This is a genomic window from Amycolatopsis sulphurea (genome assembly GCF_002564045.1).
Lineage (GTDB): Bacteria > Actinomycetota > Actinomycetes > Mycobacteriales > Pseudonocardiaceae > Amycolatopsis > Amycolatopsis sulphurea.
In genome coordinates, this window is sequence record NZ_PDJK01000002.1 from 2,931,944 (window position 1) to 2,947,567 (window position 15,624).

At 69.6% G+C, this 15,624-nt stretch carries 15 protein-coding genes and 1 riboswitch; of the genes, 10 read left to right on the plus strand and 5 right to left on the minus strand.

The window, feature by feature from the left end:
- Nucleotides 1-27 precede the first annotated feature (27 nt).
- The 6 genes from ATK36_RS34245 (at nt 28) to ATK36_RS19470 (ending at nt 6,958) form a co-directional block, all read left to right on the plus strand.
- Nucleotides 28-2,358 (plus strand): DUF6779 domain-containing protein, encoded by a 2,331-nt coding sequence (locus ATK36_RS34245; protein ID WP_141544488.1) that lies wholly within the window; start codon nt 28-30, stop codon nt 2,356-2,358.
- A 107-nt stretch (nt 2,359-2,465) separates the two neighbouring features.
- The gene (locus tag ATK36_RS19450; protein ID WP_098515014.1) at nt 2,466-3,572 is read left to right on the plus strand and encodes a PrsW family intramembrane metalloprotease; all 1,107 of its coding nucleotides are present in this window, start codon (nt 2,466-2,468) and stop codon (nt 3,570-3,572) included.
- Between the two features lie 197 nt (nt 3,573-3,769).
- A complete protein-coding gene (locus ATK36_RS19455) occupies nt 3,770-4,723 on the plus strand; it encodes a Rossmann-like and DUF2520 domain-containing protein (RefSeq protein ID WP_386998521.1) in 954 nt (317 codons plus the stop codon).
- Nucleotides 4,720-5,628, plus strand: a complete 909-nt coding sequence (gene panC / locus ATK36_RS19460; protein WP_098512842.1) for a pantoate--beta-alanine ligase — start codon at nt 4,720-4,722, stop codon at nt 5,626-5,628. Before ATK36_RS19455 ends, panC begins: the two co-directional genes overlap by 4 nt.
- Before the next feature lie 12 nt (nt 5,629-5,640).
- The gene (gene panD, locus ATK36_RS19465; RefSeq protein WP_098512843.1) at nt 5,641-6,135 is read left to right on the plus strand and encodes an aspartate 1-decarboxylase; all 495 of its coding nucleotides are present in this window, start codon (nt 5,641-5,643) and stop codon (nt 6,133-6,135) included.
- A 49-nt stretch (nt 6,136-6,184) separates the two neighbouring features.
- Nucleotides 6,185-6,958: a type III pantothenate kinase gene (locus tag ATK36_RS19470; RefSeq protein WP_098512844.1), complete on the plus strand. Its 774-nt coding sequence runs from the start codon at nt 6,185-6,187 to the stop codon at nt 6,956-6,958.
- Here the strand turns inward: ATK36_RS19470 and ATK36_RS19475 are convergent.
- Nucleotides 6,955-7,269: a DMT family transporter gene (locus tag ATK36_RS19475; RefSeq protein ID WP_098512845.1), complete on the minus strand. Its 315-nt coding sequence runs from the start codon at nt 7,267-7,269 to the stop codon at nt 6,955-6,957. The genes ATK36_RS19470 and ATK36_RS19475 overlap by 4 nt on opposite strands.
- 32 nt (nt 7,270-7,301) lie before the next feature.
- Nucleotides 7,302-7,363: riboswitch (guanidine-III (ykkC-III) riboswitch) on the minus strand.
- A 47-nt stretch (nt 7,364-7,410) separates the two neighbouring features.
- The gene (locus ATK36_RS19480; RefSeq protein WP_211291908.1) at nt 7,411-8,175 is read right to left on the minus strand and encodes a class I SAM-dependent methyltransferase; all 765 of its coding nucleotides are present in this window, start codon (nt 8,173-8,175) and stop codon (nt 7,411-7,413) included.
- A gap of 84 nt (nt 8,176-8,259) precedes the next feature.
- Here ATK36_RS19480 and lysS point away from each other — a divergent pair, with 84 nt between their 5' ends.
- Complete coding sequence (lysS, locus tag ATK36_RS19485) at nt 8,260-9,768, plus strand: lysine--tRNA ligase (protein ID WP_098512846.1); 1,509 nt, start codon at nt 8,260-8,262, stop codon at nt 9,766-9,768.
- Nucleotides 9,769-9,921: 153 nt separating this feature from the next.
- Nucleotides 9,922-10,275 (plus strand): histone-like nucleoid-structuring protein Lsr2, encoded by a 354-nt coding sequence (locus tag ATK36_RS19490; protein WP_098512847.1) that lies wholly within the window; start codon nt 9,922-9,924, stop codon nt 10,273-10,275.
- 180 nt (nt 10,276-10,455) lie between these two features.
- Here the strand turns inward: ATK36_RS19490 and ATK36_RS33650 are convergent, their stop codons facing one another.
- The gene (locus ATK36_RS33650; RefSeq protein ID WP_245914900.1) at nt 10,456-10,890 is read right to left on the minus strand and encodes a helix-turn-helix domain-containing protein; all 435 of its coding nucleotides are present in this window, start codon (nt 10,888-10,890) and stop codon (nt 10,456-10,458) included.
- A 130-nt stretch (nt 10,891-11,020) separates the two neighbouring features.
- Nucleotides 11,021-11,164, minus strand: coding sequence for a hypothetical protein (locus ATK36_RS33655; protein ID WP_245914902.1), 144 nt, complete (start codon nt 11,162-11,164; stop codon nt 11,021-11,023).
- A 66-nt stretch (nt 11,165-11,230) separates the two neighbouring features.
- Here ATK36_RS33655 and ATK36_RS19500 point away from each other — a divergent pair, with 66 nt between their 5' ends.
- Nucleotides 11,231-11,815: a TIGR03086 family metal-binding protein gene (locus ATK36_RS19500; RefSeq protein ID WP_098512848.1), complete on the plus strand. Its 585-nt coding sequence runs from the start codon at nt 11,231-11,233 to the stop codon at nt 11,813-11,815.
- On the opposite strand, the gene ATK36_RS19505 is transcribed toward ATK36_RS19500, so the two are convergent.
- Nucleotides 11,806-12,636, minus strand: coding sequence for a (2Fe-2S)-binding protein (locus ATK36_RS19505; protein ID WP_245914904.1), 831 nt, complete (start codon nt 12,634-12,636; stop codon nt 11,806-11,808). The two genes, ATK36_RS19500 and ATK36_RS19505, sit on opposite strands and share 10 nt — an antisense overlap.
- Before the next feature lie 370 nt (nt 12,637-13,006).
- Between ATK36_RS19505 and ATK36_RS19510 the strand changes: the two genes are divergently transcribed.
- Entirely contained in the window at nt 13,007-15,556 is a 2,550-nt protein-coding gene (locus tag ATK36_RS19510) for an ATP-dependent Clp protease ATP-binding subunit (protein ID WP_098512850.1), read from the plus strand.
- The last annotated feature ends 68 nt before the right edge of the window (nt 15,557-15,624 follow it).

A 15,624-nucleotide genomic window follows, 5' to 3' on the forward strand; every position in this document is an offset into this window, starting at 1 on the left:
AGGTCACTGGAAGGTACGGTGTTCGGCATGACTGGCGTGGGTGACGACTCGCGCGGCCGCCGTTGGGGCGGGCCGTGGCTGATCGTCGGATTGCTCCTCGCCGTCGGAGCCACGCTCGCTATGGTGCTCAGCGACGACCTCCGGTTCCTCCGGCTGGGTATCGTCGCCGCGCTCTGGGCCGCGCTGATCGGCGCGTTCCTCGCCGTGCGGTACCGCAAGCACGCCGCACACAGCGAGGACGCGGTCTCCGAGGCGCAGGCGGTGTACGAACTCGAGCTGGAACGCGAGATCGCGGCCCGGCGGGAGTACGAGCTGGAGATCGAGGCCGAGACGCGCGAAGCCGCGCAGTCGCAGTCTCGTGACGAGCTGGAGGCACTGCGGGCCGAGGTGTCCGCGCTGCGCGAGAGCCTGCAGTCCCTGCTCGGTGGTGAGGTGCTGCTCGAACGCGTGGCGCTCACCGCGCAGGCGACCCGGATGCGCGCGCTGAACGACGAGCAGCGCCTGGTCACCACCGGCGCGGAGAGCGGCAACGGCAGCAAGAAGCCCGCCCAGCTGCTGGCCCCGCAACGGCCGGTGAGCGAGACGCCCGAACGGCAGACCGAGCTGATGGACCGGGTGCTGGACCCGGCCGGCGCGCAACGGCGCCGGCCGCAGCCCCCCGCGAATCCGGTGGGCGGTCATCCGGTCGCGCACCGGACCGAGCAGCTCACCCGCCGGCAGCCCGACGAGTCGGTCGGCAGCGGCGAGCCCGGTCCCGAATCAGCTGCCGCGCGCGCGGTGAAGGAGGCCGAGCGTCGCGCCGAAGCCGCCCGCCGCACCGCCGAATCCCAGCCGACGCGCATGGTCGCCCCGGTGGCCAAGCCGGAACCGGCCGCGGAGCCGCCCGCCGCCGAGCCGGCCCGGCAGGCCCCGCGCCTCGGCGTCAGCCCAGGTCCGCGCCGTCGTCCGGAGCCGTCCGAGCAGCACGCGGAAGCCGGGGAACGGACTGAGATCTCGGCCCCTGCCCGTCGCCCGGAGCCACTGGCGGAGCCGGCTGGCCGCCGCCCTGCGCCGGGTCCTCGCGGTGACGCGGAAGCAGATCTGTTCGACGGCCGCCGGACGGTCGCACTGCGGGCCGAGGGCGAATCCGAGCCGCCCGGCCGCCGCCCGGCACCGGGTCGCTGGACCGAGCCGGAACCGATCGAAGCCCGTCCGGCCCCCGGTCAGTGGGCCGAGGACGAACTGGCCGCCGAGCCCACCGGCCGTCCCTCCCCGGGCCAGTGGACCGGGCACGACCAGGAACCGGCCGAGCCGAACAGCAGCCGTGCCCGCTGGGCCGGCGCCGAACAGCAGCCGACCGGCCGTCGCGCGGCCACCGGCAGGCAGCCCGTCGGCGAGCAGGCGAACGGTCAGTCGGCGGCTCCGCGGCCGGAGGGCGATCGTGGCCCTCGTTGGGTCGACGAGCAGGACGAGCGTGCCCAGGCGGCTCCCCGGAGGGAAAGCGAACAGGCCCCGGCGGGCGGTGGCCGCCAGGCGCCCACGGGCCAGTGGGCGACGGACGAGCGTGCCCAGGCCGGTCCCGGCCGTGCCGCGGCCGGTCGTTGGGCCGGGACTCCGGCCGCCGCCGTCCAGTCCGCTCCGGCGGCTTCATGGTCGGACGACGAGTCTGCCGATCGCCGTGCGGCAGCGGCCCGCCGAGCCGAGGACGAACCCGATTCGGCTGCGGACGGTCGCCGTGCCCGCTGGGCGGGAGCTGCCGTTCGCCGCGAAGCGAGCCGTCGGGGCGCCGTGGCCGAGCAGCCTGCGACGGCGCAGCCGGGCGGCGCCGAGTCGCCCGCGGAGCCCGCCGTGAGCTGGAAACCCGTGCAGGACAACGCTTCCGAGCCGTCAACCGCGGACTCGGCGGACCGGGTACCGTCGCGGCTGCAGCAGCTCTCGCAGCCCGATGCGTCCCCTGTGTCCCCCTTGGCTGCGGAAACGCCGACCGGACGGCATGGTGCCCCGGCGGATGACGAACCTGCCAACTCGACCTTGCCGGAGGCCGTGCGCAGCAACGCCTCCTCCGGGGCCGGCGGCCGCCGTCGTCGGGCGGAGGACGAGCCGGCGGCCGCTTCGGGTGGCCGTCGCCGTCGTCCGGAGGGGGAGCCGCCGGGCTGGCAGAGCCAGCGGCACGCCGAGGCGGCAGGACGCCGGGCCGCACCGGAATCCGCGCACAGCCAGCATTCCGCGCCGGAGACGGACGAGCCAGCGTCCGGTCGCCGCGCCGCGCCGCGGGCCGAAACGGGTTCGCACGCGTCCGGCCGTTCGGTCACCGAGCTGCTCGCGGCCAACGGCAAGGCGGAATCCACGCCCCGCCGCCGTCGCCGCGCAGAGGACTGAACGGGGTCCGCCCACCCGGCATCCGCCAGCTCGTCTGCGTATGGTGACCGCTCGTGAACGGAACCCTGGCCATGAAGGGCTCGGCTCCCCGGTCCCGGCAGGTCACCGTGCTGCTGCCGGTGATCGGCCTGATCGTGGCCGCCTTGTGCGGCCTGTTCCTGTTCGGTCTCGCCACCGCGCGGGTCGGCTGGCTCGCGGTCGCGATCGGCGTGCTCGCCGCGCTGGTCCCGGTCGGGATGGTGGTCGCCGGGTTCCTCTGGGTCGACCGCTGGGAGCCCGAGCCCGCGAAGCTGCTGTTGCTTGGTTTCGCTTGGGGCGCCTGCATTGCCACGATCGTCGCGCTGCTCATCAACAGCGGTGCGGAAGCGGTCGGTGATCTGCTCCTCGGCGGTGGCCGTGGGAGCAAGTTCAGCGCGCTGCTGTCCGCGCCGCTGGTGGAAGAAGCCGCGAAGGGCGCCTTCGTACTGTTGATCTTCTGGCGGCGCCGCGACGAATTCGACGGCGTGGTCGACGGAGTCGTCTACGCCGGCTTCGCCGCGGCCGGATTCGCGTTCACCGAGAACATCTACTACTTCGGCCGCGCGTTCGCCGACTACGGTTTCGGCAACGGCGCGCACTCCGGCGTCCTGGCCGCGTTCATCCTGCGCGGCGTGCTCTCGCCGTTCACACATCCGCTGTTCACTGTGATGACCGGCATCGGCTTCGGCGTGGCCGCGCGTGCCACGCAACGGTGGGTACGGATCTGCGCGCCGCTGGCCGGTTATGTCGTCGGCGTCTGCTTGCATGCGTTGTGGAACAGCGCGGCCACGCTCGGTGGTTCCAATGCGTTTCTCACGGTGTATTTCCTGGTGATGGTGCCGCTGTTCATCGGCGTCGTCTACGTGATCGTGCTGCAGCGAAGACGGGAGCAGAAGATCGTCGCCGCCGCGCTGCCCCGGATGGCGGCGGCTCGCTGGATTTCGCCGTCGGAGATCCAGCTGCTGGCGAGCCTGTCCGGGCGGCGGGCTTGGCGACGGCAGGCTCGCCGCGAGTCCGGACGGGCCGCGGCGCGCGCGGTCGCGCAGTACCAGGCGAGCGTCAGCGAACTCGCCTTCCTCCGGCGTACCCGGCTCCGCACCGACGACGACCGTCGCCGCCAGGACGAGCTGCTGCACACGCTACGGGTGGCTCGCGCGGATGCGGTGCGATTGGCCAACCGCGGCCACACCCAGTGATCATCCACCCGCCAGGGGTAGCTCGGCGGTGTCAAAAACCTGATCCCACCGGGGTATCCCTGTCCCGCGGCCGACCGGCCCGGCTAGGGTACGGCCGCGCCGGACGCCCCGGGTGAAGCTGGTCACCCGGGCGCCGCGAACCGGCTCGGTCCGGGCTACCCTCGCGCGGTCGTCTGGTACCCGCGCCGGAAGCGGGACTGGAACGAGCACTAGGAGTTTCGAGCCATGAGCGTCCACAGGCGCACGCCATGAACCGGCCTGCCCGTCTCGCGGTCGGGGTGGTCTCCGCCGGCCGGGTGGGCAGCGTCCTCGGCGCTGCGCTGGCCAGGGCCGGACACACCGTGGTCGCGGCCTCCGGGTTGTCCGCCGCCTCGCTGTCCCGTGCCGAACGGTTGTTGCCCGGTGTTCCGCTGCTGCCGCCCGACGAGGTCGTGCGCAGCGCCGATCTGGTCCTGCTGGCGCTGCCGGACGACGCGCTCCCCGGCATGGTGCGTGGCCTCGCCGCCACCGAGTCGGTGCGGCCCGGGCAGATCGTGGTGCACACTTCCGGCGCGTACGGCGTCGACGTACTGGCGCCGGCCGCCGAGGCGGGCGCGCTGCCGCTCGCGCTGCACCCCGTGCTCACCTTCACCGGCCGCGAAGAGGATCTGGAACGGCTGGCCACCGCGAGCATCGGCATCACGGCCGCGTCCGAGGACGAGGCGGCGTGGCATGTGGGCGAGGCGCTCGCGGTGGAGATGGGCGCCGAACCGGTCCGTATCCCGGAATCCGCTCGCGCGCTTTACCACGCGGCGCTGGCGCACGGGGCGAACCACTTGATGACACTCGTGGCCGACTGCACGGAAGTCTTGCGGAAAGCGGGGATCGGGCAGGCCGAACGCCTTGTCGCGCCACTGTTGTCGGCGGCGTTGGACAATGTGCTGCGCCACGGCGACCGGGCGCTCACCGGACCGGTCACCCGCGGCGATCTCGGAACCGTGCGCAAGCATCTCGACGTGCTCTCCGCGCAGGCCCCGCAGATCGCTCCGGCCTACCGGTCGCTGGCCCGCCGCACCGCCGAGCGCTCCCGTGACGCCGGACTGCTCGACGCGGCTGCCGCCGACGCATTGACCGATCTCCTTTCCGATCCCGCCGAAGGACAAACGCCGTGACCACACCGAAATTTCAGCGCGGCACGCTCAACACGTTCCAGCCGCCCGAGCACATCGCCCAGGTGAGCCGGGCGCTGCGCGCGGTCGGCCGCAAGGTCGCGCTGGTGCCCACCATGGGTGCGCTGCACGACGGCCACCGTGAGCTGCTGCGCCGCGCGAAGCGACTGCCGAACACGGTGGTGGCCGCGTCGATTTTCGTGAACCCGCTGCAATTCGGCGCAGGGGAGGACTTCGAGGCGTACCCGCGTCCGCTGGAGAAGGACCTGGAGTCGTTGTCCGAAGCGGGTGTCGAGCTGGCGTTCACGCCGAAGGCCTCGGATCTGTACGCCGAGAACGCGATCGTCACGCTCAACCCCGGGCCGCTCGGCGACGAACTGGAAGGGGCGGTGCGGCCGGGGCACTTCAGCGGCGTGCTGACCGTCGTGGCGAAGCTGTTCAACCTGCTTCGCCCCGACTACGCGTTTTTCGGGGAAAAGGACTACCAGCAGCTGGTGCTGGTGAAGCGGATGGTGGCCGACCTGAACATCGACACCCGCGTGATCGGGGTGCCGACCGTTCGGGAGCGTGACGGGCTCGCGCTCTCCTCGCGCAACGTCTACCTGACGCCGGAGCAACGGGAGGACGCCGTCGTTCTCTCGGCCGCGCTTTCCGCGGGCGCGCACGTCGGCCGGGAGGGGGCCGGCGCGGTGCTCGAGGTGGCGCGCCGGACACTCGCCGCCCGGCCACGGGTGGAAGTGGATTACCTGGAGTTGAGGGGAACCGACCTCGGGCCCGCGCCCGTCGACGGTGAGGCACGGCTGTTGGTCGCCGCCCGGGTGGGGAGCACCCGGCTGATCGACAACGTGGGAGTGCTGCTCGGAAAGGCTGTGGAGCATCCGAGCGTGGAACCGGACGCAGGGGAATAGGGAGAGTCCACGATGTATCGCACGATGCTGAAATCGAAGATCCACCGGGCCACGGTGACCCAGGCGGATCTGCACTACGTGGGTTCGGTGACCGTCGACGAGGACCTGATGGACGCCGCCGATCTGCTGGCGGGCGAACAGGTGTCCATTGTGGATGTCACGAACGGGGCCCGGCTGGAGACCTACGTGATCAAGGGCGAGCGCGGCAGCGGCGTGCTCGGCATCAACGGCGCCGCCGCGCACCTGGTGCACCCCGGTGACCTGGTGATCCTGATCTCCTACGGCCAGATGGACAACGCGGAGGCGCGCGCCTACGAGCCCCGCGTGGTGTTCGTGGACGGGGACAACCGGATCGTCGAGCGCGGGGTGGACCCGGCCTACGCCCCGGAGGGTTCCGGGCTGCTCAGCGGCACCGTAGTGCTGCCGGAAGAGGAGACGATCTCTTTCCCGGTGGCCGAGACCGCCGACGCGCGCCGGCTCGACGCCTTGCTGCACGCGGAAAACTGAACCCTCTCACCGGAGTGCGCACGCCTGCGCCGCAGTAAAGGAAGTCGCGTTGCTGCTCACTGTGGACGTCGGGAACACCAATATCGTGCTCGGTCTCCACGACGGGCCGGACCTCGTCGGTGACTGGCGCATGCGCACTGACGCGCAGATGACCGCGGATGAGCTGGCGCTGACCATGCGCGGCCTGCTGGGCCCGCATGCGGACGCGATCACCGGCATCAGCGCACTGTCCACAGTGCCCGCGGTACTGCGTGAGCTGCGGGTGATGCTCGGCCGCTACTACGCGCGCGTGCCGAAGATCGTGGTGGAACCGGGCGTGCGCACCGGGGTTCCGCTGCTGGTGGACAACCCGAAGGAGGTGGGCGCGGACCGGCTGGTGAACACGCTGGCCGCGCACCACCTGCACGCCACCGCCTGCGTGGTGGTCGACTTCGGCACGTCCACGAACGTCGACGCGATCTCCGCCCGCGGCGAGTTCCTCGGCGGCGCGTTCGCTCCCGGGATCGAGATCTCGGTGGACGCCCTGGCCGCCCGCGCCGCCGCGTTGCGCAAGGTGGAGCTGGTCCGGCCGCGGTCGGTGATCGGCAAGAACACCGTGGAGTGCCTGCAATCCGGCATTCTTTTCGGCTTCGCCGGGCAGGTGGACGGCCTCGTCCGGCGCATCGTGCGCGAACTCGCGCACGACCCCGACGAGCCGGTCTCGGTGATCGCCACCGGCGGCCTGGCCCCCCTCGTGCTCGGCGAGTCGGAGACGATCACCGAGCACGTACCGGACCTGACCCTGCTCGGCCTGCGGCTGGTGTACGAGCGCAACGTGCGTTAGTGCAGCAATTTCAGCCCGACGACCCCCGCGACGATCAGCAGCAGGCAAGCGATCCGTCCGAACGTCATCGGATCGTTCAGCGCGAGGATGCCGTAAAGCGCGGTGCCGACCGCGCCGATGCCCACCCACACCGCGTACCCCGTGCCGATCGGGATCTCGCGCAGTGAGTACGCGAGCCCGGACATGCTGAGCAGCAACGCGGCGCCGAACAGCACGCTGGGCCACAGCTTGCTGAAGCCCTTGGCCGCGCCGAGTGCGGCGGCCCACACGGTTTCGAGGACTCCGGAAAAGACCAGGACGAGCCAAGCCATGATCGAACCCTTTCGCAGTGGCTGATTGAGTCACTGCGCCGTCTTGTCCTGACCGGGTACGACGCGCTCGTCCGGAACGCCGGAGCGCCACCTCGAAGGTAGCACCGCCGGCACCCCGATACCGGTGACCTTCGTCGCCGGTCAGCTCCGCCGGAGGCGGGCCACGATGGTGCGCAACGGATAGTCGAATTCGCCGCTCGCGGTTTCCGGCACGGTGTCCAGGTAGGCGCGAGCACGGGCCAGCAGTCGAGCGCGGTCCGCCGGCTCGGCGACCAGCAACGCGGAGTGAGTGGACACTGTGGCCAGTAGCGAATCGGTGGTGCGCCGGTGGCTGTGCGGGAACTCCGTCTTTTCGAACAGCTCGAACCCGGCGGCGTTCAGGTGCTCTTCGCCGTCGGCCACGCCACGGTTCACGTCGGTGTGCAACAGCCGGGAGAACTCGTTCGCCCAGGCCACCGATTCGTCCGGGTGGTTCCAGAGCGCCGCCAGCACACCGCCGGGGCGCAGCACGCGGTGTATTTCGGCGAACGCGGCGGGCAGGTCGAACCAGTGCAGGGCCTGCCCGACGAACACCGCGTCCACCGAGCCGTCCGGCAGCGGGATGTCCTCGGCCCGGCCGAGCTGTGCCGGTACGTCCGGCAACACCCGCGTCAGCTCGGCGAGCATTTCCGCATCGGGTTCGACCGCCGTCACCGCGCGGCCGGTCGCGACCAGCCCGGCGGTGAGCTTTCCGGTACCCGCGGCGAGATCGAGCACGTCGCGTACCGGGTGGCCGGCGCCTGCCATCCCCCATTCGAGGGCGGTGCGCGGGTAATCGGGACGGTGTTCGGCGTATGCCGCGGCCCGGCCGCCGAACGACGAGGCGCGCCGGGCGTGCAGTTCCGCATCGGCAGTGGGATCGGTCACGTAGCTCGACTCTAATACCGCCGGTACCCCGATAAGGGGAATCCGGTGGAACCGGTCCACCAGCGAGTTCGTACCCTGTGGGCCATGACCGAATTCCCCGCGTCCGACGCGTTGCCCGATGACGACCTGCCCGAACAGCTGCGGGTGCGCCGGGAGAAGCGCGATCGGATCATCGCGGCGGGCGCCGATCCTTACCCGGTCGAGGTTCCCCGGACGCACAGCCTCGCCGAGATCCGGGCCGCGCATTCGGGGCTGGCCCCGGACACCGCGACCGGCGTGACGGCCGGGGTCACCGGGCGAGTGATGTTTCTCCGCAATACGGGCAAACTCTGTTTCGCCACTCTTCGTGAGGGTGACGGTACCGAACTGCAGGCGATGCTCAGTCTCGCCAAGGTCGGGGAGGAGGCGCTCGCCGCGTGGAAGTCCGATGTCGATCTCGGCGACCACGTATTCGTACAAGGCGAGGTGATCACCTCCAAGCGCGGTGAGCTTTCGGTGATGGCCGAGAAGTGGCAGCTCACCTCGAAGTCACTGCGGCCGCTGCCGGTGGCGTTCAAGGAGCTGGCCGAAGAGACCCGGATTCGCCGACGTTATGTCGATTTGATCATGCGCCCGCGGGCCCGCGACGTAGTGCGTACTCGTGCCGGAGTCGTACGTTCCCTGCGTGAGTCGTTCCATCGGCGCGGCTTCACCGAGGTGGAGACGCCGATGCTGCAAACGCTGCACGGCGGCGCCTCGGCCCGGCCGTTCGTGACCCGGTCGAATGCCTTCGACCTCGAACTCTACCTGCGTATCGCGCCGGAGCTCTATCTCAAGCGCTGTGTGGTCGGCGGGATCGAGAAGGTCTTCGAGATCAACCGCAACTTCCGCAACGAGGGCAGCGACTCCTCGCACTCGCCGGAGTTCGCGATGCTCGAGTACTACGAGGCGTACGCCACTTATGACACGAATGCCGTCATGACCCGCGAACTCATCCAGGAGGCCGCGGAGAACGTGCTCGGTACACAGGTGGTCACGCTCGCGGACGGAACGGAGTACGACCTTTCCGGCGAATGGACGACACTGGGTATGTACGAGTCGTTGTCCGCGGCACTGGGCGAGGAAGTCGGTCCGGAGACGCCGGCCGCACAACTGCACAAGATCGCCGCCGCCCGGCAGATCGAGGTGGACCCGGCACTCGGCCACGGCAAACTGGTCGAAGAACTCTGGGAACACCTCGTCGGGGATGATCTTCGGGCTCCGACATTTGTCCGTGATTTTCCACTGGAGACCTCTCCGCTCACCCGGCAGCACCGCAGCCGGGCCGGGGTGGCCGAGAAGTGGGACCTCTACGTTCGTGGTTTCGAACTCGCCACCGGATACTCCGAACTGGTGGATCCGGTGGTGGAACGGCAGCGGCTCACCGATCAGGCCCGGCTCGCCGCCTCGGGGGATAGTGAGGCCATGCGGCTGGACGAGGATTTCCTGCGGGCGCTGGAGTACGGAATGCCGCCGAGCGGGGGAGTCGGAATGGGGATCGACCGGCTGCTCATGGCGCTGACCGGGCTCGGTATCCGGGAGACGATCCTCTTCCCGCTCGTCCGGCCGGAATAACCGGTCCCCCGGCTGCGACGTGACGGAGATTATCCGCATTGCGGATTTGCACTTGCGGGACCGAGCGGGTATTAATACAGGAGACAAAGACTTCTGTCCCCGGGGCTTGCCCCGTACCCCAGATCATTCGCGTAAGCCCGCAGGAGGAAACAGATGGCACAGAAGGTGCTGGTCTCCCTGGTCGACGACCTCGACGGGAGTGAGGCCGAAGAGACCGTCGAGTTCGGTTTGGACGGTGTGAGCTACCAGATCGATCTCTCTTCGGAAAACGCCGAGGAGCTGCGCGACGCTCTCGCTCAGTACGTGGAACACGCGCGCCGCGCGGGTGGCCGCAAGCGCGCGCCGTTGCGTCCGGTGGCCGGTGGCAAGGTCCCCGCGCGCCCGGCCGCGGTGGATCGCGAGCAGAACCAGGCCATTCGCGCCTGGGCCCGCAAGAACGGTTTCCAGGTTTCCGACCGCGGGCGCATCCCGTCCGAGGTCGTGGAGGCTTACCACAAGAAGAACTGAGTGCCCCGGCGAAACCGGTGCGCCGCCCGCCTCGGCGGGCGTCCACGGATTCGCTTCGGCAGACTCCGCAGGAGAACCGGCAGGACAGTGGCGGCCATCGGGAGAATTCCCGGTGGCCGTTTCACTTGTCCGGCGGCGGCCGGTGCGCGGATCGGGTGAACGCGGTCGGCGAGCGTCCGGTCACCGCGTGAAAATCACGGTGAAGTGCGGTTGACCGCTATAGTCCAGCCGGGCGGCCGGCCCAGCGTAATCCGGCGTCCGCTCGGCGGACGGCACTCGGGCCGCTTCGTGCAGCCGGTAAATCCGGATGGTCCACTTCGGTGTGCTGCCGGCCTGTTCGGCGAACAGCCGCGGCAACGCTCGCACGGACACTCCGGTGGCCGCCGCGAGGTGCGCCACCCGGGTGATTTCCGGGTCGGCCGGGATTGTTTCCACTGCTTCCGCCGCGGCCCGGGCGGCGACCGGAAACGTTCGTTCGCCTGCAATCAGCAACTTGTCGATTGCAGTGATCTTTTCTTCGCCGGTGCTCGCATTCTGCACCTCGGTGGCAGTCGTGGCCGCCCGCGCACCGAAGATCTCGGATACCGGCACCGCCCGGTCGGCCAGTGAACGCACGGGGGCGCCCAGGAACGACCGGAAACACCCGGGCCGCGATGCCGTGCCCGCGACCGATCAAGCAGTGGGTGAAGAGCCTGTGCATTGGGCCGTACGCCGCTGTCGCGCCGAGCTGGGCAGCACCTGTTGTTCATGCGGGCTCGGCCAGGTCCCAGCGCAGCAGCCAGTAGTACTCGACCGATTCGCGCAGTTCTTCCGCAGGCGGATGCCGGACGAGCGTGAACTTGGTGCGGCTGAGCCGCTCGTCCACGATGCCGCGGGGGATCCGGTGCATACCGAGCACGGCAATGCGTCGCGTTGCTTCAAGACGGCGCCATCGGGATGTGTTTGACTCTGCGCCATGTCCGATCACTCCGCATTGCTGGGGCCTGCTGCAGCCGAGCTGCTGCGCGTTGCCACCGCCGTGCCTTCGTTGGACGCGCGCACCGCCTGTGCTGGCTACGACGTACGCGGTCTGCTCAACCACCTTCTCTACTGGGGTCCGTGGCTGACAGCTGCCGGGCGGCGCGAGCCGTACGCAGCGTCGGTCGCCGAAGAAGCCGACGCTGCCCTTGTGCAGGACGGCTGGCCGACGCTGCTCGCGAAGCAGACCGACGAGCTCGTCGCGGCCTTCGCTCCGCCGGAGGCCTGGACCGGCACGGTGACGCTCGGTTCGGCCGAGCTGCCGGCCGCCGTCGTCGGAGACATGGTGCTCGGAGAGTTCGTCTTGCACGGCTGGGACCTCGCGTGGGCGAGTGGCAGCACGCTGTCGTGTTCCGACGCAGCTGCGGCTGCTGTCCTCGCTTCTGCGACGGCGATGGGTGTACAGGCGCGCTCGATGGGCGTTTACGGCGAAGTGGTCCAGGTGCCCGAGACTGCGTCGCTGTTGGACCGTGCGCTGGGGGCTTCCGGGCGCGACCCGTCATCCGATGCGGTTCAGCGCTGACAGATGCGCGGACACTCTTCGCATTCCGCCTCGCCGGGGAGGAGATAGGAGAAGCAGCAGCTCTCACGCTGCCGTCGCCAAGCGCGATGGCCTTCGTCGTCGACAGTGGCCCGTAGCTTGGACGCCGACGTAAACGGCCGGTACCGCGCGTCGAGCACCAACGCTGCGTCGGCGACTCCGGCGCCTTCCGCTTCCGGCGTACCGCCTTGTCGGCCGGCCCACCAGAGGGAGTTGTCGAGCGCATCGGTGGCCGCAGCCCACATCATCCGCCGTCCAAGCCGCGTACTCGGTGCGTACGCGCGAACGAAGCGCGATGCGTGCGCCGTGAACTGCGCGCGGAGCATCGCGGCCAACGCACGCTCGTCGCGAACGACTGTGGCTTCCGGCCGGGCGGAGCCGGGGTCGGTCGGCAGGCAGTAGAAGGCCTTGCCGAGCACTGCGATACCTACCGGGTGCGGACGGTCTTCGCCAAGGCTGAACGCCAGCCGCTCCGGCTTGAGGGACGGCACACGCCGCTCGTGATGAAGCAGGAGAGCGCCGACGTACGCGGGGACGTGGAGATACCACGACATCACGTAGCTGGCCGCTGTCCGCTCGGGTGCGGCATCGTGCGCTTCGGTGAGCCAGGCAGACAGCCGTGCTCGCCAGTCGGCGATGAGCGTTGGCTGCTCCAGCAAGTCTCCGCAGCGAAGCCAGCCGGACGGGACGTCGGTACGCAGCTCACCACGCTCCTGGCGGCGGCCGGCGCGCAACAGCGAAGACGCGAGGTCGTCGCCGACGTCGCGGACGTCACCGCCGGTGCGCGACCGCTGCGGGTTCACCCGATCCACCCGTCCTCTCAGCATCGTGATTAGGCCTGCCTAACCTAAACGACCGGGCAGAATTGCGCCAATCGGGTGCCCCATTGCCGGACGACCGGGTGGTCGCCGCCGTGTTCGCGCTGAGCGGACAGGGGTACCCGATCGGAATCACGGCGCGGTCCCGTACGTTCGAACTGGCGTAAAGGTGCAGCGCAACCGGCTGACCACAGATGCCCGCACGGGGCGCCGGCCGGGAGCGAGCGGGCCACCGGGAGCCGTAGTGGTACGCATCCGCGACCACATGGCTACTAGAGTGGTCTCACGGTGCTGTCTCTCCGTGGGTGATCCACGGGGGTTACGGGCCGCCGACGCAGCAGTCGAGGGAGTGCGCATGTTTGAGAGGTTCACCGACCGCGCGAGGCGGGTGGTCGTCCTGGCCCAGGAAGAAGCCAGGATGCTCAACCACAACTACATCGGCACCGAGCACATCCTCCTGGGTCTGATCCACGAGGGTGAGGGTGTCGCCGCCAAGGCGCTGGAGTCGCTGGGCATCGCCCTCGAGGGCGTGCGCCAGCAGGTCGAAGAGATCATCGGCCAGGGCCAGCAGGCACCGAGCGGGCACATCCCGTTCACGCCGCGGGCGAAGAAGGTGCTGGAGCTGTCGCTGCGCGAAGCGCTGCAGCTCGGCCACAACTACATCGGCACGGAGCACATCCTGCTCGGCCTGATCCGCGAGGGCGAGGGCGTGGCCGCCCAGGTGCTCGTGAAGCTGGGCGCCGACCTCAACCGGGTCCGCCAGCAGGTCCTGCAGCTGCTGTCCGGCTACCAGACCGGCGAGAAGTCCACCGAGAGCGGCTCCGGCCGCGGCGAGGGCACCCCGTCCTCCTCGCTGGTGCTCGACCAGTTCGGCCGCAACATGACCGTGCTCGCCCGTGAGGGCAAGCTCGACCCGGTCATCGGGCGCGGCAAGGAGATCGAGCGGGTCATGCAGGTGCTGTCCCGCCGGACCAAGAACAACCCGGTGCTCATCGGCGAGCCGGGCGTCGGCAAGACCGCCGTCGTCGAGGGCCTCGCGCAGAGCATCGTCAAGGGCGAGGTGCCCGAGACGCTCAAGGACAAGCAGCTCTACACGCTGGACCTGGGCTCCCTGGTGGCCGGCTCGCGCTACCGCGGTGACTTCGAAGAGCGCCTGAAGAAGGTGCTCAAGGAGATCAAGACCCGCGGCGACATCATCCTGTTCATCGACGAGCTGCACACGCTCGTCGGCGCGGGCGCCGCCGAGGGCGCGATCGACGCGGCGTCGATCCTGAAGCCGATGCTGGCCCGCGGTGAGCTGCAGACGATCGGTGCGACCACGCTCGAGGAGTACCGCAAGTACATCGAGAAGGACGCCGCGCTGGAGCGCCGCTTCCAGCCGATCCAGGTCGGCGAGCCCTCGCTCGAGCACACCATCGAGATCCTGAAGGGCCTGCGGGACCGGTACGAGGCGCACCACCGCGTCTCGATCACCGACTCCGCGCTGGTCGCGGCCGCGACGCTGGCCGACCGCTACATCAACGACCGGTTCCTGCCGGACAAGGCGATCGACCTGATCGACGAGGCCGGCGCCCGGATGCGCATCCGCCGCATGACCGCCCCGCCGGACCTGCGCGAGTTCGACGAGAAGATCGCCGACGTGCGCCGGGACAAGGAGTCCGCGATCGACGCGCAGGACTTCGAGCGGGCCGCCCGCCTGCGGGACGAGGAGAAGACGCTCCTCGGCCAGAAGGGTGAGCGGGAGAAGCAGTGGAAGGACGGCGACCTCGACGTCGTCGCCGAGGTGGACGACGAGCAGATCGCGGAGGTGCTGGCCAACTGGACCGGTATCCCGGTGTTCAAGCTCACCGAGGAGGAGACCACCCGGCTGCTGCGCATGGAGGACGAGCTCCACAGGCGCATCATCGGCCAGGAGGACGCGGTCAAGGCGGTCTCCCAGGCGATCCGCCGTACCCGCGCCGGTCTGAAGGACCCGAAGCGCCCGTCCGGCTCGTTCATCTTCGCCGGCCCGTCCGGGGTCGGTAAGACCGAGCTGTCCAAGGCGCTGGCGAGCTTCCTGTTCGGCGAGGACGACGCGCTCATCCAGATCGACATGGGTGAGTTCCACGATCGGTACACCGCTTCGCGGCTGTTCGGTGCCCCTCCGGGCTACGTCGGCTACGAAGAGGGCGGACAGCTGACCGAGAAGGTGCGGCGCAAGCCGTTCTCGGTGGTGCTGTTCGACGAGATCGAGAAGGCGCACCAGGAGATCTACAACACCCTCCTGCAGGTGCTGGAAGACGGCCGCCTCACCGACGGCCAGGGTCGCACGGTCGACTTCAAGAACACGGTGCTGATCTTCACCTCGAACCTGGGCACCTCGGACATCTCCAAGTCCGTGAGCCTCGGCTTCTCCTCCGGAGCGGATTCGACCAACCGCTACGAGAAGATGAAGCAGAAGGTCAACGAGGAGATGAAGAAGCATTTCCGGCCGGAGTTCCTGAACCGGATCGACGACATCATCGTCTTCCACCAGCTCACCCAGGAACAGATCATCGAGATGGTCGACCTGATGATCGGCCGGGTGGAGACGCAGCTCAAGGCCAAGGACATGGAAATCGAGCTGACCGAGAAGGCCAAGGCACTGCTGGCCAAGCGCGGCTTCGACCCGGTCCTCGGCGCCCGCCCGCTGCGCCGCACCATCCAGCGTGAGATCGAAGACCAGCTGTCGGAGAAGATTCTCTTCGGCGAGGTCGAAGCAGGCCAGATCATCCTGGTCGACGTCGAAGGCTGGACCGGCAACCCCGAAGACCGCGACGACGAGGCCCGCTTCACCTTCCGCGGTGAAAAGCGCCCCTCCTCGGTCCCGGACGCCCCGCCGGTCAGCATCGGAGCCGCCGAAAACAGCGAATCCGAGAACGACTGACCTGAACCACGAAAGGGCGGCACCCAGGGCGGGTGCCGCCCTTTCGCCTGTCCGGCTTTCTGCGTGTC

What these genes read in the sequence shown, in the direction of transcription:
- panD (WP_098512843.1), top strand. Translation starts at nt 5,641, where the DNA reads ATGTATCGCACGATGCTGAAATCGAAGATCCACCGGGCCACGGTGACC.
- ATK36_RS19490 (WP_098512847.1), top strand. Translation starts at nt 9,922, where the DNA reads ATGGCACAGAAGGTGCTGGTCTCCCTGGTCGACGACCTCGACGGGAGT.
- ATK36_RS19500 (WP_098512848.1), top strand. Translation starts at nt 11,231, where the DNA reads ATGTCCGATCACTCCGCATTGCTGGGGCCTGCTGCAGCCGAGCTGCTG.
- ATK36_RS19510 (WP_098512850.1), top strand. Translation starts at nt 13,007, where the DNA reads ATGTTTGAGAGGTTCACCGACCGCGCGAGGCGGGTGGTCGTCCTGGCC.
- ATK36_RS34245 (WP_141544488.1), top strand. Translation starts at nt 28, where the DNA reads ATGACTGGCGTGGGTGACGACTCGCGCGGCCGCCGTTGGGGCGGGCCG.
- lysS (WP_098512846.1), top strand. Translation starts at nt 8,260, where the DNA reads ATGACCGAATTCCCCGCGTCCGACGCGTTGCCCGATGACGACCTGCCC.
- ATK36_RS19475 (WP_098512845.1), bottom strand. Translation starts at nt 7,269, where the DNA reads ATGGCTTGGCTCGTCCTGGTCTTTTCCGGAGTCCTCGAAACCGTGTGG.
- ATK36_RS33655 (WP_245914902.1), bottom strand. Translation starts at nt 11,164, where the DNA reads ATGCACCGGATCCCCCGCGGCATCGTGGACGAGCGGCTCAGCCGCACC.